Source organism: Streptosporangium sp. NPDC004379 (genome assembly GCF_042873875.1).
Taxonomy (GTDB): domain Bacteria; phylum Actinomycetota; class Actinomycetes; order Streptosporangiales; family Streptosporangiaceae; genus Streptosporangium.
The window spans coordinates 123,696-145,769 of the sequence record NZ_JBIAMC010000008.1 but is presented as its reverse complement, the minus strand read 5'-3'; the positions used below and the strand labels follow the sequence as shown (position 1 = coordinate 145,769).

The 22,074-nt window shown below is 72.2% G+C and carries 13 protein-coding genes; 3 read left to right on the top strand and 10 right to left on the bottom strand.

The genetic code is table 11. The features are described 5' to 3' along the window. Positions 1-106: 106 nt before the first annotated feature. Positions 107-3,637: an indolepyruvate ferredoxin oxidoreductase family protein gene (locus tag ACFYSC_RS19245; RefSeq protein ID WP_389963083.1), complete on the top strand. Its 3,531-nt coding sequence runs from the start codon at positions 107-109 to the stop codon at positions 3,635-3,637. 17 nt (positions 3,638-3,654) lie between these two features. Here ACFYSC_RS19245 and ACFYSC_RS19240 read toward each other — a convergent pair whose 3' ends face one another. Together ACFYSC_RS19240 and ACFYSC_RS19235 are read right to left on the bottom strand one after the other, a co-directional pair. Next, entirely contained in the window at positions 3,655-4,545 is an 891-nt protein-coding gene (locus tag ACFYSC_RS19240) for a carbohydrate kinase family protein (RefSeq protein ID WP_389963080.1), read from the bottom strand. 106 nt (positions 4,546-4,651) lie between these two features. After that, the gene (locus tag ACFYSC_RS19235) at positions 4,652-5,713 is read right to left on the bottom strand and encodes a LacI family DNA-binding transcriptional regulator (RefSeq protein ID WP_389963077.1); all 1,062 of its coding nucleotides are present in this window, start codon (positions 5,711-5,713) and stop codon (positions 4,652-4,654) included. A gap of 276 nt (positions 5,714-5,989) precedes the next feature. On the opposite strand from ACFYSC_RS19235, the gene ACFYSC_RS19230 reads away from it, so the two are divergent. Beyond that, complete coding sequence (locus ACFYSC_RS19230) at positions 5,990-7,276, top strand: ABC transporter ATP-binding protein (protein ID WP_389963074.1); 1,287 nt, start codon at positions 5,990-5,992, stop codon at positions 7,274-7,276. Between the two features lie 96 nt (positions 7,277-7,372). On the opposite strand, the gene ACFYSC_RS19225 is transcribed toward ACFYSC_RS19230, so the two are convergent. The 8 genes from ACFYSC_RS19225 to ACFYSC_RS19190 form a co-directional block, all read right to left on the bottom strand. Beyond that, positions 7,373-8,023, bottom strand: coding sequence for an ACT domain-containing protein (locus ACFYSC_RS19225; protein WP_389963071.1), 651 nt, complete (start codon positions 8,021-8,023; stop codon positions 7,373-7,375). A 174-nt stretch (positions 8,024-8,197) separates the two neighbouring features. Then, positions 8,198-8,821, bottom strand: a complete 624-nt coding sequence (locus ACFYSC_RS19220; protein WP_389963068.1) for a TetR/AcrR family transcriptional regulator — start codon at positions 8,819-8,821, stop codon at positions 8,198-8,200. Positions 8,822-8,830: 9 nt separating this feature from the next. After that, positions 8,831-9,739, bottom strand: a complete 909-nt coding sequence (locus ACFYSC_RS19215) for an alpha/beta fold hydrolase (RefSeq protein ID WP_389963065.1) — start codon at positions 9,737-9,739, stop codon at positions 8,831-8,833. A gap of 79 nt (positions 9,740-9,818) precedes the next feature. Further along, a complete protein-coding gene (locus ACFYSC_RS19210) occupies positions 9,819-10,871 on the bottom strand; it encodes a LacI family DNA-binding transcriptional regulator (protein ID WP_389963062.1) in 1,053 nt (350 codons plus the stop codon). Next, entirely contained in the window at positions 10,861-12,480 is a 1,620-nt protein-coding gene (locus ACFYSC_RS19205) for a glycoside hydrolase family 13 protein (RefSeq protein WP_389963059.1), read from the bottom strand. The genes ACFYSC_RS19210 and ACFYSC_RS19205 overlap by 11 nt, the downstream gene beginning before the upstream one ends. Before the next feature lie 127 nt (positions 12,481-12,607). Next, positions 12,608-13,486 (bottom strand): carbohydrate ABC transporter permease, encoded by an 879-nt coding sequence (locus ACFYSC_RS19200; protein WP_362944313.1) that lies wholly within the window; start codon positions 13,484-13,486, stop codon positions 12,608-12,610. Continuing rightward, positions 13,483-14,478 carry a carbohydrate ABC transporter permease gene (locus ACFYSC_RS19195; protein ID WP_389963055.1) on the bottom strand — a complete coding sequence of 332 codons (996 nt, stop codon included), beginning with the start codon at positions 14,476-14,478 and terminating at the stop codon, positions 13,483-13,485. The genes ACFYSC_RS19200 and ACFYSC_RS19195 overlap by 4 nt, the downstream gene beginning before the upstream one ends. 25 nt (positions 14,479-14,503) lie before the next feature. Further along, positions 14,504-15,799: an extracellular solute-binding protein gene (locus tag ACFYSC_RS19190; protein WP_389963052.1), complete on the bottom strand. Its 1,296-nt coding sequence runs from the start codon at positions 15,797-15,799 to the stop codon at positions 14,504-14,506. 361 nt (positions 15,800-16,160) lie between these two features. Between ACFYSC_RS19190 and pulA the strand changes: the two genes are divergently transcribed. Next, a complete protein-coding gene (gene pulA / locus ACFYSC_RS19185) occupies positions 16,161-22,031 on the top strand; it encodes a pullulanase-type alpha-1,6-glucosidase (protein ID WP_389963049.1) in 5,871 nt (1,956 codons plus the stop codon). The last annotated feature ends 43 nt before the right edge of the window (positions 22,032-22,074 follow it).

Sequence of the window (22,074 nt, the reverse complement as noted above, 5' to 3'; positions counted from 1 at the left end):
ATAAATATTAATCGACCAGCAATCCGGCATAAATCTTGACATCGCGTGCGCCGTAGCCTGGCATAGCCTTGCCGCACCCTCAGCGACCTGGAGATGGGACGAGAGCATGACGATCTTCGCCGACCCCCGAGAGGCGACTCCCGGCGACGGACACCCCCGCGGCGAGGATCGGGAGTTCATGACCGGCACGCAGGCCCTGGTCCGGCTGATCTTCGACCAGATGCGCGCCGACCGCGCCGCCGGCCTCGACACCGGCGCGATGGTGTCGGGATACCCGGGCTCCCCGCTCGGCGGCTTCGACCAGGAGCTCATCCGCTCCCGCCGGCTCGCCGAGGAGCTCGGCGTCGTGCACCGGCCCGGCCAGAACGAGGAGCTGGGCGCCACCGCCGTCTGGGGCAGCCAGCTCGTGCCCGCCCTCCCCCGGCCGCGCAGGGCGGGCGTCCTGGGCGTCTGGTACGGCAAGGCCCCCGGCGTCGACCGCGCGGCCGACTCCCTGCGGCACGGCAACTTCGTCGGCGCCCATCCCGACGGCGGCCTGATCGCCCTCTGCGGCGACGACCCGGGCTGCAAGTCCTCCACGCTGCCGTCGGCCACCGAGACCGCCCTCGCCGCGATCGGCATGCCCGTCGTCCACCCCGGAACCGTGCAGGAGCTGCTCGACCTGGGCCGGCACGCCGTCGCCGCCTCCCGCGCCAGCGGCCTGTGGGTGGCCGTCAAGGCCGTCTCCAACGTGGTGGACGCCACCGGCACGGTCGAGACCGGCCTGGACCGCGTCGTCCCGGTCATGCCGGTCGTGGAGCACGAGGGCAGGCCGTACCGGCACGTCCCCGACGCGACGCTGCTCACCCCGTGGTCGCTGGAGATGGAGAAGACCCTGGTCGGGCCGCGCCTGGCGCTGGCCCGCGCCTACGCCAGGGAGAACGGCCTCAACCGGATCACCGCCGACCCCGGCGGCGCCTGGCTCGGCATCGCCGCCTCCGGCACCGCCTACCACGACGTGCGCCAGGCGTTCCGCCGGCTCGGCGTGGACCCGGCCGAACTCGGCGTGCGCCTGCTGAAGGTCGGCATGATCTGGCCGCTGGAGCCGGAGATCGTACGGACCTTCGCCCGGGGCCTGACCGAGATCCTCGTCGTGGAGGAGAAGGCCCCGCTGCTGGAGGGCCAGATCAAGGAGATCCTGTACGGCACCGCCGGCGCCCCCCGGGTCCTCGGCAAGCTCGACGACAACGGCGCCGCGCTCATCCCGCAGGCCGGGGCGGTGGACGCCGAACTGGCCGCCAAGGCGGTCGCCTTCCGGCTGCGCCGCGGCGCCGAGGCGGACGCGGCGGCCGGGCGGCTCGGCCCCGACGTGCGCGAGCGGATCGACCGGGGCCTGGCGTCGATCTCCCGGCCGGCGCCGCTGAAGCTGCTCGGCCCGCAGCGCACGCCGTTCTTCTGCTCCGGCTGCCCGCACAACCGCTCCACCGCCGTCCCGGACGACGCGCCGGTCGGCGCGGGCATCGGCTGCCACACGATGGTGGTGATCAACCGCGAGGGCAAGGGCACGCTCACCGGCCTGACCCAGATGGGCGGCGAGGGCACGCAGTGGATCGGCCAGGCGCCGTTCACCGACACCCCGCACATCTTCCAGAACCTCGGCGACGGCACCTTCCACCACTCCGGCTCGCTCGCCATCCGGGCGGCCGTCGGCGCGGGCGTCAACATCACCTACAAGCTCCTCTACAACAGCGCGATCGCGATGACCGGCGGTCAGGTGATCACCCCATCCCTGGCCGTGGCCGACCTGACCCGCTGGCTGGAGATCGAGGGCGTGCGCCGGGTGATCGTCACCACCGACGAGCCCGAGCGCTACCGCGGTGTCAAGCTGGCCCGGATCGCCGAGGTGCGCGGCCGCGCGGCGCTGGAGGACGCCCAGCGGGAGCTGGCCGCGGTCCCCGGCGTGACCGTGCTGATCCACGACCAGCAGTGCGCCGCCGAGAAGCGGCGGCTGCGCAAGAAGGGCGACCTGCCCGACCCGGTCCGGCGGGTGGCGATCAACCAGCGGGTGTGCGAGGGCTGCGGCGACTGCGGCAAGAAGTCCGAGTGCCTGTCGGTGCTGCCGGTGGACACCGAGTTCGGCCGCAAGACCGAGATCCACCAGTCGTCCTGCAACAAGGACTACTCCTGCGTCGAGGGCGACTGCCCGTCCTTCGTGACCGTCGTGCCGGGCAGGCCCGGCACGAAGCGGGCGGCCGTGCCCGCCCCGCCGGCGATGCCGGCGCCCGCGTTCCGCACCGCGGAGACCACCGTCCGGCTGGTCGGCATCGGCGGCACCGGTGTGCTGTCGGTGGCGCAGATCATCGGCCGGGCAGCGATGTTCGACGGCAAGCGCTCGCGCGGGCTCGACCAGACCGGCCTCGCCCAGAAGGGCGGCACCGTCGTCTCCGACATCCTGATCTACGAGGGCGACGACGACCGGACCGGCCAGGCGAGCACGGCCGGGGTGGACGCCTACCTCGCGCTCGACCTGCTCGGCGCCACCGACCCGAAGAACCTCAAGGCCGCCGGCCGCGACCGGACCGTGGCCGTGGTCTCCACCAGCCTCGCGCCCACCGGTTCGATGGTCGTCGACCCCTCACGGCACGTCACCGACGTCGCCTCGCCGATCGGCGCGCTGGAGGCGCGGACCCTGCGCGAGCTGAACGTCTACCTCGACGCCGAGGAGGTCGCGCAGGCGCTGTTCGGCGACCACATGCCGGCCAACACGATCGTGGTCGGCGCGGCCTGGCAGCGCGGGCTCATCCCGCTGAGCCTGGAGGCGATCGAGCGGGCCATCCGGCTCGGCGGCGGCAAGAGCGCCGACAGGACGGTCGCCGCCTTCCACTGGGGCCGCGCCGTCGTCGCCGACCCCGAGGCGGTGGCGCGGGCCACCCGCCCGGACGCCCCGGCCGAGCAGCCGCCGAGCCCGGAGACATCCCGGCTCGTGGACTCGATCGCGGCCCCCGGCACCGAGCTGCACCGCCTGCTGTCGGTACGGGTGCCCGACCTGGCCGCCTACCAGAACCCCCGCTACGCCGCCCGCTACGCCGAGTCGGTCCGCGCGGTCCTGAACGGGGAGCGGGCCGCCATGGGCGGGGCGGCGGGCGAGGAGGCCGGCGAGGGGACGGTGTCCTTCCCGGTCACCGAGGCCTACGCCCGCCACCTGCACCGCCTGATGTCCTACAAGGACGAGTACGAGGTGGCCCGGCTCCACCTCGACCCGGCGGAGCGGGCCAGGATCGCCGCCGAGTTCGGCCCCGGCGCGAAGATCTCCTACAACCTGCACCCGCCGTTCCTGCGGGCCCTGGGCATGAAGCGCAAGATCCGGCTCGGCTCCTGGTTCGACCCGGCCTTCCGCGCGCTGTACGGCATGCGCGGGCTGCGCGGCACCACGTTCGACCCGTTCGGCATGGCCGGGGTGCGCAGGGTCGAGCGGGAGCTGGTGGACGAGTACACCCGCGACGTGCACCGCGCCCTGGCCCGGCTGCGCCCGGACAACCTCGACGCGGTCCGCGAGCTGGCCGAGCTGCCGGACGTGGTCCGCGGCTACGAGGACGTCAAGCTGGGCAACGTCGCCACCTACCGCAAGCGGGCGGCGGAGCTGCTGGGCGGGCTCTGAGCGGCCGGCCCGGCGGGTCAGGCGGCCCGGGCCAGGAGGGTCGCCTCGTCGATGGGGCTCTCGTGGGTGCCGGTCACCGTGCAGGCGTGCGCGCCGGCCAGGGTGCCCAGCCGGACCGCCTCGTCCAGCCGGCGGCCGGACAGCAGGCCGTACAGCACGCCGGAGACGAACGCGTCGCCGGCGCCGTTGCTGTCGGCCACCGGGCCGGGCAGCGGGGCGGCGGGGACGTGCCGCGGGCCGTGCTCGTCGAGGACGTGGCAGCCCTCGGCCCCGGCCGTGCAGATCACCGTGGTGGCGCGGCCCCGGTCGAGGATGTCGCGCATGACCTCGTCGCGGCGGGAGCCCAGCGCCGCCTCCGACAGGAACACCAGGTCCGAGGAGTAGGCGAAATCGCGGTGGTGGTCGTTCTCGCCGTCCCAGTCGTGCAGGTCGGTGGAGATCCGCGTGCCCTCCAGGCCCTCCAGGTCGGGGTAGACGTGCCGGGCGAAGTCCACGATCGACACGTGGACGTGCCGGGCCGCGCGCACCGCGGGCAGGTACAGCTCGCGGGGCAGCCGCTCGCCCGGCGCCTGGCGCGGGTCGAACAGCGACAGCCGCCGCCCGTCGGGGCCGACCAGCAGGACGCTGCGCCGGGTGCCCTGGGGGGCGAGCTCCCAGCCGAACTCCACCCCCGCGCCGGCCAGGTGGTCGCGGATGAGCCGTCCCTGCGGGTCGTCGCCGATCAGGTCGAACAGCTTGGTCCTCAGGCCGAGGGCGTGGCAGCCGAGCGCGACGCCGCTGCCGGTGTTGCCGATCCGGTCGATCACCGGGGGGACGGCGTAGGTGTCGGCGTAGGGCAGCGGGAGCTGGGGGACGTAGGCGGTGGTGTCGACACCGGTACCGCCGATCACGACGACGTCATGGTTCACCGCTCAATGATCCCACCCGCCGCCCGGCTCCCCGTCGGGGGTGTCCGCGCCGTACGGCCCCTCACCCGCGGACGCCCGCACCGTACGGCCCCGCCGTACGCCGTGGTCAGCGGTTGACCAGGGGGCCGGAGCCGGTCGAGCCGCGCACGACCAGCTCGGCCTGGAACATCAGCTCGGTGTGCCTGCCGCCGGCGCCGTTGATCTCCTCCAGCAGGGTCGCCACGGCGGCCGAGGCCATGGCGCCGATGGGCTTGCGCACGGTGGTCAGCGGCGGATCGGTGAACGCGATCAACGGCGAGTCGTCATACCCCACCACCGACACCTCCCCCGGCACCGACAACCCCCGATCCCGGCACGCCCGGATCGCCCCCAACGCCATCAGATCCGACGCGCACACGATCCCCGTACACCCCCGCTCCAGCAACTGCGCCGCCGCCGCCTGACCCCCCTCCACCGAGAACAACGAATGCGACACCAGCTCATCGACATCCGACACCCCCAGCAACTGCGCCATCGCCTGCCGGAAACCCTCGATCTTCCGGATCACCGGCACGAACCGCCCCGGCCCCACCGCCAACCCGATCCGCTCATGCCCCAGATCCACCAGATGCTGCACCGCCAACCGCGCCGCCGCCCGATCATCCGGCGAGATGAACGGCGCGTCGATCCGGTCGCTGTAGCCGTCCAGCAGGACGATCGGCAGGCCGCGCTCCCGCAGGCGGCTGTAGCGGTCCATCCGGGCGGTGGTGTCGGCGTGCAGCCCGGAGACGAAGATGATGCCGTCCACGCCCCTGTCGACGAGCAGCTCGGTGAACTCGTCCTCGGGCACGCCGCCGGGGAGCTGGGTGCACAGCACCGGGGTGTAGCCGTGCTGGGTCAGGGCCTTCTCGATCGCCTGGGCGAACACGGGGAAGATCGGGTTGTCCAGCTCCGGGGTGACCAGGCCGACCAGGCCGTTGCTGCGCTGGCGCAGCCGCTGCGGACGCTCGTAGCCCATCAGGTCGAGCGCGGTCAGCACGGCCTGCCGGGTGGTCTGCGACACCCCGGGTTTGCCGTTGAGCACCCTGCTGACCGTCGCCTCGCTGACCCCCGCCTGCGCGGCGACGTCGGCCAGCCGGACGCCCGCGCCGTCGGAGCGGGACCGGGTCCGGCTGAGTTCACCCTCCATTGGAGGTACCCCACCATGCCGCCGGAGCGGGCGCAACCCGAGCGCCGCGCCGCCCGCCTCCTCGCCGTCCACCGGGTACTCCGGAGGCCCCAACGGTTTCTCCTTTCTCTGGTAACCCACTCGTAACGCAACTTCCCGTCAGGGAAATTTGAAGTAACTAACAGATGTGCCTCTTCTCACCATGTCTATGGACACATGGGTGAGCCGCACGATGTACTACCTCATCGATCACAGTGGCTGGATCCGGGCGACGTCGTCCGGGAGGAACGAGCGCGCATGAGTACCGTCGTCCTCGACAATGTGAGCAAGATCTACCCTGGCGGGTATCTCGCGGTCGACCGAATGAACCTGCGGGCGGAGAACGGGGAATTCCTCGTCCTGCTCGGTCCTTCCGGGTGCGGGAAGTCCACCCTGCTGCGGATGATCGCGGGCCTGGAGGAGATCACCTCCGGCGATCTGTGGCTGGGCGGGGATCACGCCAACGACCTGGCGCCGCGCGACCGCGACGTCGCCATGGTGTTCCAGAACGGCGCCCTCTACCCGCACCGCACGGTGCGCGGCAACATGGCGTTCCCCCTGGAGATCGCCAAGGCCGACCCGGCGCTGGTCAGGGATCGGGTGACCGAGCTGTCCAAGGCGCTGCACATCTCCGAGACGCTCGAACGCCGTCCGGGGACGCTCTCCGGCGGCCAGCGCCAGCGCGTCGCCATGGGCCGGGCGATCGTGCGCCAGCCGTCGCTGTTCCTCATGGACGAGCCCCTGTCCAACCTCGACGCGGGCATGCGGACCGAGCTGCGGATGGAGATCTCCTCGCTGGTCCGCTCGCTGGGCGTGACCACGATCTACGTGACGCACGACCAGGTGGAGGCGCTGACCCTCGCCGACCGGATCGCCATCATGAACCGCGGCGTGCTGCAGGACGTCGGCACCCCCGCCCAGGTCTACAACGACCCCGCGACCGCCTTCACCGCGGCCTTCCTCAGCTCCCAGCAGCTCAACCTCCTCTCGGCGACCGTGCGGGCCCCGCAGAACCAGTACGTCCTGCTGGACTTCGGGGTGCACCAGATCATGATCCCCTGGAACGATCCCCGGTCCTACGCCATCTCGCAGCATGTCGGCCGCCAGATCATCGTCGGGCTGCGCCCCGACTGCCTGGCGCCGGTCTCCGAGAGCTTCGAGGGCCCCACGTTCCTCGGCCGGGTCCGGGCTTTGGAGTACCACGGTCACGAGTGGCTGGCCTACGTCGAGAGCGGCATCCCCTCCGTGGTGGTCCCCGAGCCCCCGGACCCCAGGCACAAGGCCCGCGACCTCGCGGCGGCCACGCCGGGCGGACGGGCCCGCGCGGTCTTCCGGCGGCTGCTGCCCGGCCTGGCCGGCGAGCCGGAGCCCGACGAGGTGGAGGAGGAGGCCGGCGGGGGCAGCCACCGCCGGACCGACCTGATCGTCCGGCTGGGCGCGCGCCCCGTCTGGCGCGGCGGTGACCCCGCCCGGGTGGGCGTGGACGCCACGCGGCTGATGTTCTTCACGGTGGACGGCGCCCGCATCGACCCGCCGCAGCGCTGACCGGAGGGGGGTCCCCGCGCCGTACGCGGACGGCCGCCGGTCCCGCCCGGCGGCTCCCCGTCGGCGGCCGGTCCAGTGGCAGATTCGGCGGCAGATTCAGCGGCCGATGATGGCGACGATCTCGACGACGCGGACGACGCGGTCCAGCTCGGCGCGGTGGAAGGCGGCGTCGCGCGCGAGGACCAGGTGCAGGTCCGCTCCGGGGATCGGCAGGCTCATCAGGTGGCCGCCGCCGGAGCCGAGGACCGCGGGACGCGGCGGAGCGGCCCAGGCCGCCCCCTCGGCGCCCTCCCCGGGCCCTCCCGCCGCCACGGCGCCCACGTGCTCCTCCAGCGCCTCCGGGGCCTGCCAGCTGCGGTGCACGACCTCCCCGGTGCCGGAGCGTACGGTGACCGCCCACCCGGCGCCGACCAGGCCGGGGACGGCGTCCACGAGCGTGGCGAAGGCGCGCCCGGGTTCCGTGGCCACGTGCCGCAGCAGGTCGTAGTCGGGCGTGCAGCCGGGGATCTCGCGGGTGGGCCAGGCGGCCTCGACGTTCAGGCCGGGGACGGCGGAGAGGCGGTCCCCGATGTCCCCGATCCCGGTGACGCCGGGCCAGGAGACGGTGAAGTCGTCGACCGCCCGGCCGCCCCCGCGCTCCAGGACCGTGACCTGCAGGATGTCCGCCCCCAACGTGCCGAGCACCCGGGCGACCTGGCCCAGGGCTCCGGGCCGGTCGGGAAGGGACACCCGTAGCCGGAACATCATTTGTCGATCACCTCTCTCTGGGCATCAGGGTGTCCTAGACAGGTTTCGCGAGTGTTCCGGGGAGATGTCCAGCATAAAACCCCAGGTACTGAAATATCCGACCCGCCCGGCTTTGTGCCTCACATCGACGCCGAGCGGGTGTCGACGGCCCCGTGACGACGCCGGGCCAAGGACTCAGGCCGGAGGCCGCCGTGGCGTGGGCGCCGTCCCGAACAGGTGGGCCAGGTGGTAGTCGATGATCTCGGCGGCGGCCTCGTGGCCGCGCTGCCGGCTGAGGACGCTGGAGGTCAGGCCGTTGGCGAGAGCCAGAAGGGCGGCGACTTCGGTGCGCGGGTCACGATCGGGTCCGATCTCCCCAGCCTGCTGGGCGGTGGCGAGCCGGGCGGTGAGGAAGTCCTCCAGCGCGTCGGGCCGGGTGAGCGCGGCCGCGGCGAGCGCGGGGTCGGTGAGGGCGGCGGTGTAGTAGGCGGTCCAGGCCAGCGAGTCCATCCGGCTCTGTTCGTCGGAGGGCAGGATCGCGCCGAGGACGGCTTCGAAGACGCTCCGCGTGGACGGTCCGCCGGTGACGGCGGCCCGCTGCCGGACCCTGCGGTCCAGGCGGGCGGTCAGCTCGGCGAGGCCGGAGTCGAGCAGGGCCTGCTTGTCGGTGAAGTAGTACTGGACGACGCGCAGCGAGACCCCCGCTTCGGCGGCGATCTCACGCATCGACACGGCCTGCAGGCCGCGGGTGCCGGCGATGCGCAACAGCGCCTCGGTCAACCGGCGTCGCCGCTCGTCGTGGTCGACCTGTTTGGGCATGCGGGTCTCCTAGCGGTGGTCCGGCGTCGCGGCCTCGCCCCGGGCCCGGCCGGGGAAGGTGAGGATCCGCTCCGTGACCAGGTCCGGAGCCTCGACGGGCAGCGCGTGCCCGGTGCCGGGCACGATCTCCACCCGCCACGACGGTGCGATCCCGGCCAGCCGCGCGGCCACCGCCTGCGCGTCGTGCAGCGTGCTGCGGGCGCCCAGCAGCACCTGCACGGGCACCGACAGCTCACGCACCTGCTCGTCGGTGTAGACGGGCGGGACGGGCAGCCGCCGGCGGAAGGACCGGCCGGCCGTCATCAGCCTCATCAGCGCGTCCTCACGCAGTGTGCCGTTGCCGACGGCTCCCGCGACACGGCGTCGCAGTGCTCGCGGGAGCAGAGCGGCCATGCCTCCGACGATGAGCCACCGGTAGAACCGTCCGGTCAGCGGCGCGAAGCCGGCGGGGTCCAGCAACGTCAGCGCCGCGACCCGGCCGCCCCCGCCGAGCTGCTGTTCCACCGCGGTCCAGCCGCCGTAGGAGGAACCCACCACATGTGCGCGCTCGGCGCCGGCCGCGGCCAGGACCTCGGTGAGCCAGCCGCCGACCTCGGCGCCGGTGGCGAGCGGCCGCGTCTGAACAGAGCGGCCGGGCTCGCCGAGCGGATCGACGGCGAGGACCGGGCGGACACGTGCCAGTGGCTCGATGTAGCGGTGCCAGGCCAGCGCGTTCCCGCCGGCACCGGCCAGGAGGATCACCGGATCCCCCTCGGCGGGCCCGGCCCGGTGGATCCGCACGCTGCCGGCGCGGGTCTCCACGTCGACGACGTCCACCGGCACCGGCCAGAGCTCGCCGAGCACTCGGTCATAGGCGGCGTAGTACCTGTCACGGGCGGAGTCGCCGGTGAAGGCCGACGGCCGGTCGGGCATGCGCATGGTGGCCCCATCTCGCCGGAATGGATACAGATGTATCCTAACAACGGAGTAGAGCCGTCCACAACGGCGGCCGGCGCGCCTAACGGATGATCTTCGGGCCGGAGCCGGTCGAGCCGCGGACGATGAACTCCGGCTGGAAGACGAGCTCGGAGTTGTGCATGGGGGCGCCCGCGACCGCCTCCAGCAGGGTGTGCACCGCGGCGGTGACCATCGAGTGGACGGGCTGGCGCACGGTGGTCAGCGGCGGATCGGTGAACGCGATCAACGGCGAGTCGTCATACCCCACCACCGACACCTCCCCCGGCACCGACAACCCCCGATCCCGGCACGCCCGGATCGCCCCCAACGCCATCAGATCCGACGCGCACACGATCCCCGTACACCCCCGCTCCAGCAACTGCGCCGCCGCCGCCTGACCCCCCTCCACCGAGAACAACGAATGCGACACCAGCTCATCGACATCCGACACCCCCAGCAACTGCGCCATCGCCTGCCGGAAACCCTCGATCTTCCGGATCACCGGCACGAACCGCCCCGGCCCCACCGCCAACCCGATCCGCTCATGCCCCAGATCCACCAGATGCTGCACCGCCAACCGCGCCGCCGCCCGATCATCCGGCGAGATGAACGGCGCCGGCACGTCGTCGGCGTGGCCGTTGAGCAGGACGATCGGCACGCCCTGCCCGATGAGCTGGGTGTAGCGGTCGGAGCGGGCGGTGGTGTCGGCGTGCAGGCCGGAGACGAAGATGATGCCGCTGACGCCGCGCTCGACGAGCAGCTCGGTGAAGTCGTCCTCCACCACCCCGCCCGGCACCTGCGTGCACAGCACCGGGGTGTAGCCGTGCTGGGACAGCGCCTTCTCGAAGGCCTGGGCGAACGTCGGGAAGATCGGGTTGTCCAGCTCCGGGATCACCAGGCCGACCAGGCCGTTGCTGCGCTGGCGCAACCGCTGCGGACGCTCGTAGCCCATCAGGTCCAGGGCGACGAGCACGGCCTGCCGGGTGGCGGAGGAGACACCCGGCTTGCCGTTGAGCACCCTGCTGACCGTCGCCTCGCTGACCCCCGCCTGCGCGGCGATGTCGGTCAGCCTGGCCGTACCGCTCGACAGGGGGGCGGCGCCGTTAGGCGGCATCGCGGTCCCACCAGACGGCGGAGTCGGGCGCCAGGCGGGCCACGCCGTCCGCGACGGCGGGCTCGGCGCTGGCCAGCAGCACCCGTCCGGGGACGGGGATCTCCACCGGCTCGCCGGTCAGGTTGACCGTGCAGGCGAACCCGTCGCCCCGGGCGTAGGCGAGCGTGCCCTCCGGGGAGCGGAGCCAGGTCAGCGGGGCGTCGTCGAAGGCCCGCCGCTCCCGGCGGACGCGCAGCGCCTCCCGGTACAGCCGGAGGATGGAGGCGGGGTCGCGCAGCTGGGACTGGACGCTGAGCGGGCCCCAGGAGGCCGGCATCGGCAGCCAGGACTCCTCGATGCCCGGCAGGCTGAAGCCGAAGTGCGGCTCGACGTCGGCCCACGGGATCGGCACCCGGCAGCCGTCGCGGCCGTCGTCGGGGTTGCGCAGCCGCTGCGGGTCGCGCAGGAACTCCTCGGGCAGGTCGAGGACCTCCGGCAGGCCCAGCTCCTCGCCCTGGTAGAGGTAGGTCGAGCCGGGCAGGGAGAGCGTCAGCAGGGCCGCGGCACGGGATCTGCGCAGGCCGGTCTCGCCGCCGCCGTAGCGGGTGGCGTGGCGTTTGACGTCGTGGTTGGACAGCACCCAGGTCGTGGGCGCGCCGACCATGCCGGCCGTGGCCAGCGACTCGGTGATCACCTTGCGGAAGACCGGGGCCTCCCACGGCGCGTTGAGGAAGTGGAAGTTGAACGCCTGGTGCAGCTCGTCCGGGCGGACGTAGTTGGCCAGCCGCTCGGGGTTCGGCGCCCACGCCTCGGCGACGCCGATCCGCTCGCCCGGGTAGGAGTCCAGGAGGCGGCGCCAGGCGCGGTGGATCTCGTGGACGCCGTCCTGGTCGAAGAACGGCACGACGTCGGCGCCGATCATCCGCACCTGGTCGGGGTGGCCGACGTCGGGCAGCCCCTCGGCCTTGACCATGCCGTGGGCGACGTCGATGCGGAAGCCGTCCACCCCCATGTCGAGCCAGAACCGCAGGATCGACTCGAACTCGGCGTGGACCTCGGGGTGCTCCCAGTTGAGGTCGGGCTGCTCGGAGGCGAACAGCCGCAGGTACCACTCCCCATCGGGGAGCCTCGTCCAGGCGGGGCCGCCGAAGACCGACTCCCAGTCGTTGGGGGGCAGCTCCCCGTCCTCGCCCCTGCCCGGCCGGAAGACGTAGCGCTCCCGTTCGGGGCTGCCGGGCCCCGCGGCCAGTGCCTGCTGGAACCACACGTGCTGGTCGGAGGTGTGGTTGGGCACCACGTCGACGATCACCCGCAGGCCGTGCCGGTGGGCGTCGTCGATCAGGGCGCGGGCGTCGGCCAGCGACCCGAAGATGGGATCCACGTCCCGGTAGTCGGCCACGTCGTAGCCGAAGTCGGCCATCGGCGAGGTGTAGAACGGGGTCAGCCAGAGGGCGTCCACTCCGAGGTCGGCGAGATACCGCAGCCGGCTCCGCACGCCCAGCAGGTCGCCGATGCCGTCGCCGTTGCCGTCGGCGAAGCTCCGCACGTAGACCTGGTAGATCACGGCGTCGCGCCACCAGCGGGTGGCGGTGGTCTCGCCGGTGTGGCCGACCTGGACGAGCTCTGTCATATCAGTCCCCCGATCAAATGACATATCAGGACGTGGTGTGCTTGGTACGCGGTGGTACCCGGTTACCGGTTGGTACGCGACGGCACCGCCCGGTGCGCCGCGGCGCCGCCCCACGGGCGGCGCCGGCTCACGACTTGGTCGCCCCCGCGGTGAGCCCGGCGACCAGGTGGCGCTGGACCAGCAGGAAGACGACCGCCGCGGGCAGCGCGATCAGCACCGCCGAGGCCGTCAGCAGGCCCCAGTCCGACCAGTGCTGGCCGACGAACTGCTGCAGGCCGACGGCGAGGGTGCGGGTGCCCTCCCCCGTCATGAAGACCGAGGCGTAGGCGACCTCGCCCCAGGCGGTCATGAAGGAGTAGAAGGCGGTGACCGCGATGCTGGGCCGGGCCAGCGGCAGGATGACCCGCCAGAAGGTGCCGAACGGCGTCAGCCCGTCGATCATTCCGGCCTGGTCGATCTCGCGCGGGATGGAGTCGAAGTAGCCCTTCATCATCCAGGCGCAGAACGGCACCGCGACCGTCATGTACGCGATCACCAGGCCCGGGATCTGGTTGAGCAGCCCGAGACCGGCCATGAGGTTGTACAGCGGCACGATCAGGATGGCCACCGGGAACATCTGGGTGACCAGCAGCATCCACATCACGCCGCGGTAGCCCGGGAAGCGGAAGCGGCTGATCGCGTAGCCGGTCGTCGAGGCCAGGAAGACGCCGATGATCGTGGTCAGGCCGGCGACGATCACCGAGTTGAGCAGCCAGTTCGGGAAGCCCGTCTCGGTCAGGACGCGGGTGTAGTTGTCCAGCGACGGCTGGTCGAAGATCTTCAGCTCGGTGGACAGCCAGCCGTCGCGCGGCTTGAGCGAGGTCAGCACGAGCCAGACGATGGGGAAGATCGAGATGAGCGAGGCGACGATGAGCGTCGCGTGCAGCAGGATCGAGCTGCCGACGCTCCGGTCCTCACGGCCGCGGACGCGGCGGGGCCGTGCCCGCTCTGCGGTGGCGGTGCTCACCAGACCTCCCCCTGCCTGCGCAGCGCGCGGCGGTAGACCAGGGCCATCACGACGAGGAGCAGCAGGATGATCACGCCCCAGGCCGCCGAGCCCGAGTAGTTGCGGATGCCGGTGAAGGCCTCGCGGTAGGCGTAGGTCACCAGGATCTCCGTGGCGCTGCCGGGCCCTCCCCCGGTGATCAGGAAGATCAGCGGGAACATGTTGAACGTCCAGATCGTGCCGAGCAGCACGACGGTGCTGGAGACGGTGCGGAGCCCGGGGATCGTGATGTGCCGGAAGCGCTGCATCGGCGTGGCGCCGTCCACCTCGGCCGCCTCGTAGAGCTCGGCGGGGATCGACTGGAGCCCCCCGAGCAGGGCCACCATCATGAACGGCACGCCCACCCAGACGTTGACCGCGATGACCGCGATCTTCGCGGTGGTGGGGTCGTCGAGCCAGCCGACGCCGCCCAGCCCGGCCGCGCGCAGCATCGCGTTGATGACGCCGAAGTCGCTGTTGTAGAGGTAGCGCCAGATGAAGGCGGCGACGAAGCCGGGGATCGCCCACGGCAGGATCAGCAGCAGCCGGTAGAACGAGCGGAAGCGCAGCCTGCGGTTGAGCATCATCGCCAGGCCGAGGCCGATGCCGTAGTGCAGGGCGACGCAGGCGACGGTCCAGATGACCGTCCAGGTCAGCTTCTCCCAGAAGACCCCGCCGGTGAGGATCTCGACGTAGTTGCCGAGGCCGACGAACTCGTAGGTCGAGGGGATCACGTTGACGCCGATGGTCCGGCCCATCGTGGCCTCGGTGGCGTCGGTCAGGGAGAGGTAGACGCCCCGGGCCAGCGGCCAGCCGATCAGCAGGGCGGTGACCGCGATGACCGGGGCCACCATGGCCCAGGCGTACCAGTACTGCGACGTGGCGCGCCGGAACGGGCCGGGCCTCCTGGGCCCGCCCCGGCCGCGGGCGCCGTCGTCGGCGCCCGCGGCCCGGTCCCTGGTCGTGCCGGTCACACGTCCAGTGGAGGTCGCCACGGTGTCAGCTCCAGTCCTTGAAGATGCCGCGGTACTTCTGGTCGACGGACTTGAGCATGTCCTCGGGCGTGGTCTTGCCGCCCACCAGGGCCTGGTAGCCCTCCAGCAGCGGCTGGAAGAGCTGGCCGCCCTCGGGGATCCACGGCCGCGGGACCGCGGTGTCGAGGATCGGCTTGAAGGTGGCGACGTCCTTGTTGCCCGTGACGTCGGGGTTGTCGTAGGCGGAGGCGCGGGTCGGCAGGAGGCTGATCTCCTTGGCGATCTTCGCCTGGGCCTCGGGGGTGCTCATGAAGCGGACGAACTCATACGAGGCGTCCAGGTTCTTGGAACCGGCGTAGATGGCGTAGTTCCAGCCGCCGGTGGGGGCGCCGGCCTTGACCGAGCCCGCGGGGACCGGGGCGATGCCCAGGTTCTCCTTGTCCTTGAACTCCTTGCCCTGGTAGACCTCGGCCAGCGACCACGGGCCGTTGTAGATCATCGCGGCCTTGCCGTCCTTGAGGGCGGTCATCGCGTTGACGTAGCTGTCCTGGATGGCCGGCTTGGGCGCGGCGCCCGACTTGACCAGGTCGTCGATCGTGGCCATCGCCTTGACGTTGGCCGGGGAGTTCACGACGATCTTCTTGCTCTTGACGTCGAGGGTGTCGCCGCCCTCGCCGTACATGAACGGCAGCAGGAAGTAGGCGTCCACGTTGAGGGCGATGCCGTCGGCGCCGGTCTTCTTCTTGACGTCGAGGGCGGCCTGCTTGAGCTCCTCGACCGTCTTCGGGGCCTCCTCGTGCCCGGCCTCCTTCAGCAGCCTCTTGTTGTACAGCAGCGCCAGGGTGTCGGTGACCTGCGGCACGGCGTAGGCCTTGCCGTTGTACTTGGTGCTGCTCAGCGGGCTGGGCAGGAAGTCGGACTCGTTCTCCAGGGCGCGGGTGCCGTCCAGCGGCTGCAGGTAGCCGAGCGAGGCGAACTGGGAGGTCCAGGCCACCTCGGAACGGATCACGTCCGGCGCGCCGGAACCGGCCTGCGCGGCGGTCTGGAACTTGTTCTGCGCCTGGTCCGAGGGGACGTTCTCGTACTTGACCTTGATGTTCGGGTACTTGGCCTCGAACTCCTTGATGAGCGCCTGGAACGTCGGGCCCTCACTGTCCGGCCGGACCGTGTCCCACCAGGTGATCTCACCCTTGATCTTCGTGGGGTCCGACGGGGCCGAGCCGGCCGGCGCCGCCGCCGAGCCGCCGTCGCCACCGCCGCAGGCCGAGACCGCAAGGGCGAGGGCCGCGACGATCGTCGCGGCCGAGAAGGCTCGCCGCATCATTTCTCCTCATGGTTCAGGGGACCGGACCGGGGTGGGGAGACTCCGGACCGGGGTTGGAGTACGCCGGACGTTACGCCGCCGTGAACTCCTTTGGAAGAACTTGCTGCAAGAGTCTGCAAACTTGTTACAAACCCGGAGGAGTCCACCGATCCGTTACCTTCTCCCCGCCCTGACCTGGGTGGAAGCCGGGCCGTCCCCCCGCCGGCAGGAGGCGGGAGGCCCGGCGACGGCGGGCTCGCGAGACCCCGGACGGCACCCCGGGCGGTTTCGTGCAGAAAGTTTCCGCAAGGGATTGCATAGATCATGCCTAATGAGTAACTTCCGGGCAACACCCCCGAAACAACCGTGGAGGCCACCGGTGGTCCGGCCGCTCCCCCCACGGCGCGCGAGGACGGGACCGCTCACCGCGGCCCTCACCGCGGCGGCGCTGCTCGTGCCGCCCCTCGCCGCCCCCGCCCACGCGTCGTCCCCCGCCTCCGCGCCACCCGGCGCCCCGACCGCGGCCCTCTCGGCCCCAGCGCCCCCCGCAGCCCCCGCGGCGACCACTGCGCCCGTCGTCTCCGCGCTGAGCCGTACGGCCGAGCCCGCCGACAGGGACCTCGCCCGGGACGCCGCGCGCACCGCGCTGACCCGCGAGCGGTTCTACTTCGCGATGACCGACCGGTTCGCCGACGGCGACCCCGGCAACAACCGCGGCGGCCTGTCCGGCGACCGGCTCACCACCGGCTACGACCCCGCCGACAAGGGGTTCTACCAGGGCGGCGACCTCAAGGGCCTCATCGACAGGCTCGACTACGTCGAGAACCTCGGCAGCACCGCGATCTGGATCACCCCGGCCTTCCGCAACCGGCCCGTCCAGGGCTCCGGCGCGGACGCCTCGGCCGGCTACCACGGCTACTGGATCACCGACTTCACCCGGATCGACCCCCACCTGGGGACGAACGCCGAGATGAAGAAGCTCGTGCGCGAGGCGCACCGGCGCGGGATGAAGGTCTTCTTCGACATCATCACCAACCACACCGCCGACGTCATCGACTATGCGGAGAAGACCCACTCCTACCGCTCCAAGGGCGCCTACCCCTACGTCGACGCCCGCGGCGTGCCGTTCGACGACCGCGCCCACGCGGGCAAGGACACCTTCCCCGAGGTGACCGCCGACTCGTTCCCCTACACGCCGGTCGCGCCGAAGAACGCCAAGACCCCCGCCTGGCTGAACGACCCGACGATGTACCACAACCGGGGCGACTCCACCTTCAGCGGCGAGAGCTCCGAGTACGGCGACTTCTCCGGCCTCGACGACCTGTGGACCGAACGGCCCGAGGTCGTCAGGGGCATGGCCGACATCTACAAGACGTGGGTCCGCGAAACCGGCATCGACGGGTTCCGCATCGACACCGCCAAGCACGTCAACATGGAGTTCTGGGAGCGGTTCTCCCCAGCCCTGCACGACTACGCGACGAAGCAGGGGAACAAGCGGTTCTTCATGTTCGGCGAGGTCTACTCCGGCGACCCCGCCTTCACCAGCCGCTACTCCACCCGCGGCGGGCTGGACGCCACCCTGGACTTCCCGTTCCAGGAGGCCGCCCGCTCCTTCAGCGGCGGCACCGCGGACGCCGCCCGGCTGGCGAGGCTGTACGCCGACGACGACCACCACACCGACGCCGACGCCGACGCCTCCTCGCTGCCGACCTTCCTCGGCAACCACGACATGGGCCGCATCGGCCGCTTCATCGCCCAGGACAACCCCGGCGCGGACGACGCCGAGCTGCTCCGCCGCGACCTGCTGGCCCACCGGCTGATGTACCTCACCCGGGGCCAGCCGGTCGTCTACTACGGAGACGAGCAGGGCTTCACCGGAAGCGGCGGCGACAAGGACGCCCGCCAGACGATGTTCGCCTCCAAGGTCGGCGACTACCTGGACGACGACCTGATCGGCACCACGGCCACCCACGCCCGCGACAACTTCGTCCCCGGCCACCCGCTGTATGCGGGCATCTCCGCCCTGGCGAAGCTGCGCCAGGACCACCCCGCCCTCGCCGACGGCGCCCAGATCGAGCGCCTGGCGTCCGGCGGCGTCTACGCCTTCTCCCGGATCGGCGCCCGCGAGAAGGTCGAGTACGTCGTGGCGGTCAACAACGCCGAGCAGGCCCAGGCCGCCGCCGTGCCGACGTTCTCCCCCGGCATGGCCTTCACCAAGGTGTACGGCGAGGGCCCCGCAGACCTGACCTCGGGCGCCGACGCGAAGCTGGCGCTGACCGTGCCGGCGCTGTCGGCCGTCGTCTACAGGGCCCGCGGGACGCTCGCCGCCCCGGCCGCCGGCCCGGCCGTCTCGATCGCCCTGCCCGGCGCCGAGATCAGGGGCACCGCCGAGGACGGCCGGATCCCGGTCACCGCCACCGTGCCCGGAAGCGGCTTCGACCAGGTGACGTTCGCCGCCAGGGTCGGCGACGGCGGCTGGAGGGTGCTCGGCACCGACGACGCGCCCAACGCCACGGCGGCCGGCCGTACCTTCCGGGTCTTCCACGACCTGCGCGGGATCCCGGCCGGCACGAAGATCACTTACAGGGCGGTGGTGAAGGACTCCGCGGGCCGTCTCGCCTCGGCCACCGCGTCGGCCACCGTCGGCGCCGAGCCCGCCCCGCAGGACCCGGGCGCGGTCACCCGGGACTGGCTGGTCGTGCACTACCAGCGCCCGGACGCGAAGGACGCCGGGGACTACGACGGCTGGGGCCTGCACGTCTGGGGGGACGTGGAGCAGCCCACCGAGTGGGCTTCCCCGCTCCCGCTGACCGGCGAGGACTCCTACGGCAGGTTCGCCTGGGTCAGGCTCAAGCCGGGCGCGGCGAACGTCGGGATCATCGTCCACAGGGGCGACGAGAAGGACGGCGGCGACCGCGTCGTCGATCCCGCCAGGACCGGCGAGGTCTGGGTGGCCTCCGGCAGGGCGGAGACCTACGCCTCCCGCGCCGAGGCCCAGGGCTACGCCACCGTCCACTACGCGCGGCCGGACAAGGACTACGACGGCTGGGGCCTGCACCTGTGGGGCGACGGCCTGGCCGACGGCGCGGGCACCGACTGGGCGGCCCCGCGCCCGCCGGACGGCGCCGACTCCTACGGCGCGTTCTGGAAGGTCCCGCTGAAGAACGCCGCCGCCCCGCTGAACTACATAATTCACAAGGGCGACGTCAAGGATCCCGGGCCCGACCAGACGTTCACCCCGGCCGCGCGGCCGGAGGCGTACGTCGTCTCGGGGAAGGCGGAGGTCCACCCGACCAGGGCCGCGGCCGAGAACGTCGCGATCGTGCATCACCACCGGCCGGACGGGAAATACGACGGCTGGGGGCTGCACCTGTGGGGTGACGTGGCCGCGCCCACCGAGTGGGCCGCCCCGCTCCGGCCCGAGGGGCGCGACGCGTTCGGGCTCCGTTTCCGGATCCCCCTGAAAGAGGGGGCGAAGACCGTGAGCTACATCGTCCACAACGGCGACGACAAGGACCTGCCCGCCGACCAGTCGCTCGACGTGGCCGCCACCGGCGGCGAGGTCTGGCGGATCGCCGGCGTCGAGGGGAACCTGCTGCCGCAGCCCGCCGCCCACGGCGCGGACGCCGACCTGAGCAAGGCCGCCGCCCAGTGGATCGACCGTGGCACGGTCGCCTGGAAGGTACGGACGTCCGACGCCCTCCACCACTCGCTGGCCTTCTCCGCCAAGGGCGACATCGCCTACGCCGACGGCGACCTGACCGGCGACCTCCGAATCATCCGGCTGGTCCCCGGCGCCCTCACCGACGCGCAGAAGGCCAGGTGGCCGCACCTTTCCGGGCACGCCGCCCTCACCGTGGACCCGCGCGACACCGGCCTGGTCGCCGAGGCGCTGCGCGGGCAGGTCGTGGCCGTCGAGCGGGACGCCTCCGGCGCGCTGCTGACCGCCACCGGCGTGCAGCTGCCCGGCGTGCTCGACGACGTCTACGCCAAGGCGGCCGGAGCCGAGCTGGGCCCGGTCTGGGACGGCGCGCCCCGGCTGTCGGTCTGGGCGCCGACCGCGCGCAAGGTCGAGCTCGCGCTCTACCGCGGCCCGTCCGGCGGCGAGCGCGCCGTACAGCCGATGCGCCGCGACGACGCCACCGGCGTCTGGTCGGTGCGGGGCACGCCCGCCTGGAAGGGCCGCTACTACACCTTCCTGGTCACGGTCTACTCCCCCGCCGCGGGCAAGGTCGTCACCAACGAGGTGACCGACCCCTACAGCGTGTCGCTGGCCGCCGACTCCGTCCGCAGCCAGCTCGCCGACCTGGGCGACCGGTCGCTGCGGCCCGACGGCTGGTCGTCGCTCGCCAAGCCGGAGGCCGTCCCCCAGGCCAGGGCGTCGATCCACGAACTGCACGTGCGCGACTTCTCCGCCTCCGACGCCACCGTCCCCGTCGGCCTGCGCGGCACCTACGCGGCGTTCACCGGCGACCACGCCGGCATGCGGGAGCTGCGCAGGCTGGCGGAGGACGGCCTGACCCACGTCCACCTGCTGCCGGTCTTCGACATCGCGACCGTCCCCGAGAAGAAGGCCGACCGCGCCGAGCCGGACTGCGACCTGGCCGCGCTGCCCGCCGACTCCGGGCGGCAACAGGAGTGCGTCGGCGAGACCGCCGCCAAGGACGCCTTCAACTGGGGATACGACCCGCAGCACTACACCGTGCCCGAGGGCTCCTACGCCTCCGACCCGGACGGCACCGCCCGGATCAAGGAGTTCCGCGGCATGGTGCAGGGCCTGAACAGGGCCGGGCTGCGGGTGGTCATGGACGTCGTCTACAACCACACCCACGCCGCCGGCCAGGACCCGACCTCGGTGCTCGACCGCGTCGTGCCCGGCTACTACCACCGGCTGCTCGACGACGGCGCGGTGGCCACCTCCACCTGCTGCGCCAACACCGCCCCCGAGCACGCGATGATGGGCAAGCTCGTCGTCGACTCCATCGTCACCTGGGCGAAGCAGTACAAGGTGGACGGCTTCCGCTTCGACCTGATGGGCCACCACCCGAAGGCGAACATCGTCGCGGTCCGCAAGGCCCTCGACGCGCTCACCCCGCGGAAGGACGGGGTGGACGGCAAGTCGATCATCCTGTACGGCGAGGGCTGGAACTTCGGCGAGGTCGCCGACGACGCCCGCTTCGAGCAGGCCACCCAGGCCAACATGGCCGGCACCGGGATCGGCACCTTCAACGACCGGCTGCGCGACGCGGTGCGCGGCGGCACGCCGTTCGACGCCGACCCCCGCATCCAGGGCTTCGGCTCGGGCCTGGCCGGCGCGCCCAACGGCTCACCCGCCAACGGCACCGCCGAGCAGCAGCGCGCCCGCCTGCTGGGCTACCAGGACCTGATCAAGGTGGGACTGACCGGCAACCTGCGCGACTACGCCTTCACCGACTCGCGCGGCAGGCGGGTCAAGGGCTCGGAGGTGGACTACAACGGCTCACCCGCCGGTTACACCGCCGAGCCGGGCGAGGCCGTCACCTACGTCGACGCCCACGACAACGAGACGCTGTTCGACGCGCTGGCCTACAAGCTGCCGCAGGCCACCCCGATGGCCGACCGGGTGCGCATGCAGTCGCTGTCGCTGGCCACCGCCGTCCTCGGGCAGGGCACCTCGTTCGTCCACGCCGGGACCGAGCGGCTGCGCTCGAAGTCGCTGGACCGCAACTCCTTCGACTCCGGCGACTGGTTCAACCGGCTGCTGTGGGACTGCGCGCAGGGCAACGGCTTCGGCGCGGGCCTGCCGCCTAAGGCGGACAACGAGGACAAGTGGTCCTACGCCCGGCCGCTGCTCGCCGACCCGGCGCTGAAGCCGGACTGCGCGGCGATCACCGCGGCGCGGAACCTGTACGGCGAGCTGCTGAGGATCCGCTCCTCCTCCCCCGCCTTCACCCTCGGCTCCGCCGCCGAGGTGGGCAGGCGGCTGACCTTCCCGCTGAGCGGCGACGCCGAGACGCCGGGCGTGCTGACCATGCACCTGGACGCCTCGGGGATCGACCCGAAGTGGGACTCGCTGACCGTCGTGTTCAACGCCACGCCCGAGAAGCGGTCGCAGACCGTGGCCGCCCTCAAGGGCGCGGCGGTGACCCTCCACCCCGTCCAGGCGGACGGGACCGACGCCGTCGTGAAGACGTCGGCCTTCGACCCCGCCACCGGCACGCTGACGGTGCCGGCCCGCACGGTCGCCGTCTTCGTCCGGCCGCACGGCTGATTCGTCCGGCCGCGCGGCTCAGAGCCCGCGTGGGGCGTCCGCA

Excerpts from the sequence above, each read along its gene's own strand:
- ACFYSC_RS19210 (WP_389963062.1), bottom strand. The coding sequence starts at position 10,871 with ATGCCGCCTAACGGCGCCGCCCCCCTGTCGAGCGGTACGGCCAGGCTG.
- ACFYSC_RS19215 (WP_389963065.1), bottom strand. The coding sequence starts at position 9,739 with ATGCGCATGCCCGACCGGCCGTCGGCCTTCACCGGCGACTCCGCCCGT.
- ACFYSC_RS19245 (WP_389963083.1), top strand. The coding sequence starts at position 107 with ATGACGATCTTCGCCGACCCCCGAGAGGCGACTCCCGGCGACGGACAC.
- ACFYSC_RS19225 (WP_389963071.1), bottom strand. The coding sequence starts at position 8,023 with ATGATGTTCCGGCTACGGGTGTCCCTTCCCGACCGGCCCGGAGCCCTG.
- ACFYSC_RS19190 (WP_389963052.1), bottom strand. The coding sequence starts at position 15,799 with ATGCGGCGAGCCTTCTCGGCCGCGACGATCGTCGCGGCCCTCGCCCTT.
- ACFYSC_RS19220 (WP_389963068.1), bottom strand. The coding sequence starts at position 8,821 with ATGCCCAAACAGGTCGACCACGACGAGCGGCGACGCCGGTTGACCGAG.
- ACFYSC_RS19230 (WP_389963074.1), top strand. The coding sequence starts at position 5,990 with ATGAGTACCGTCGTCCTCGACAATGTGAGCAAGATCTACCCTGGCGGG.
- ACFYSC_RS19235 (WP_389963077.1), bottom strand. The coding sequence starts at position 5,713 with ATGGAGGGTGAACTCAGCCGGACCCGGTCCCGCTCCGACGGCGCGGGC.
- ACFYSC_RS19205 (WP_389963059.1), bottom strand. The coding sequence starts at position 12,480 with ATGACAGAGCTCGTCCAGGTCGGCCACACCGGCGAGACCACCGCCACC.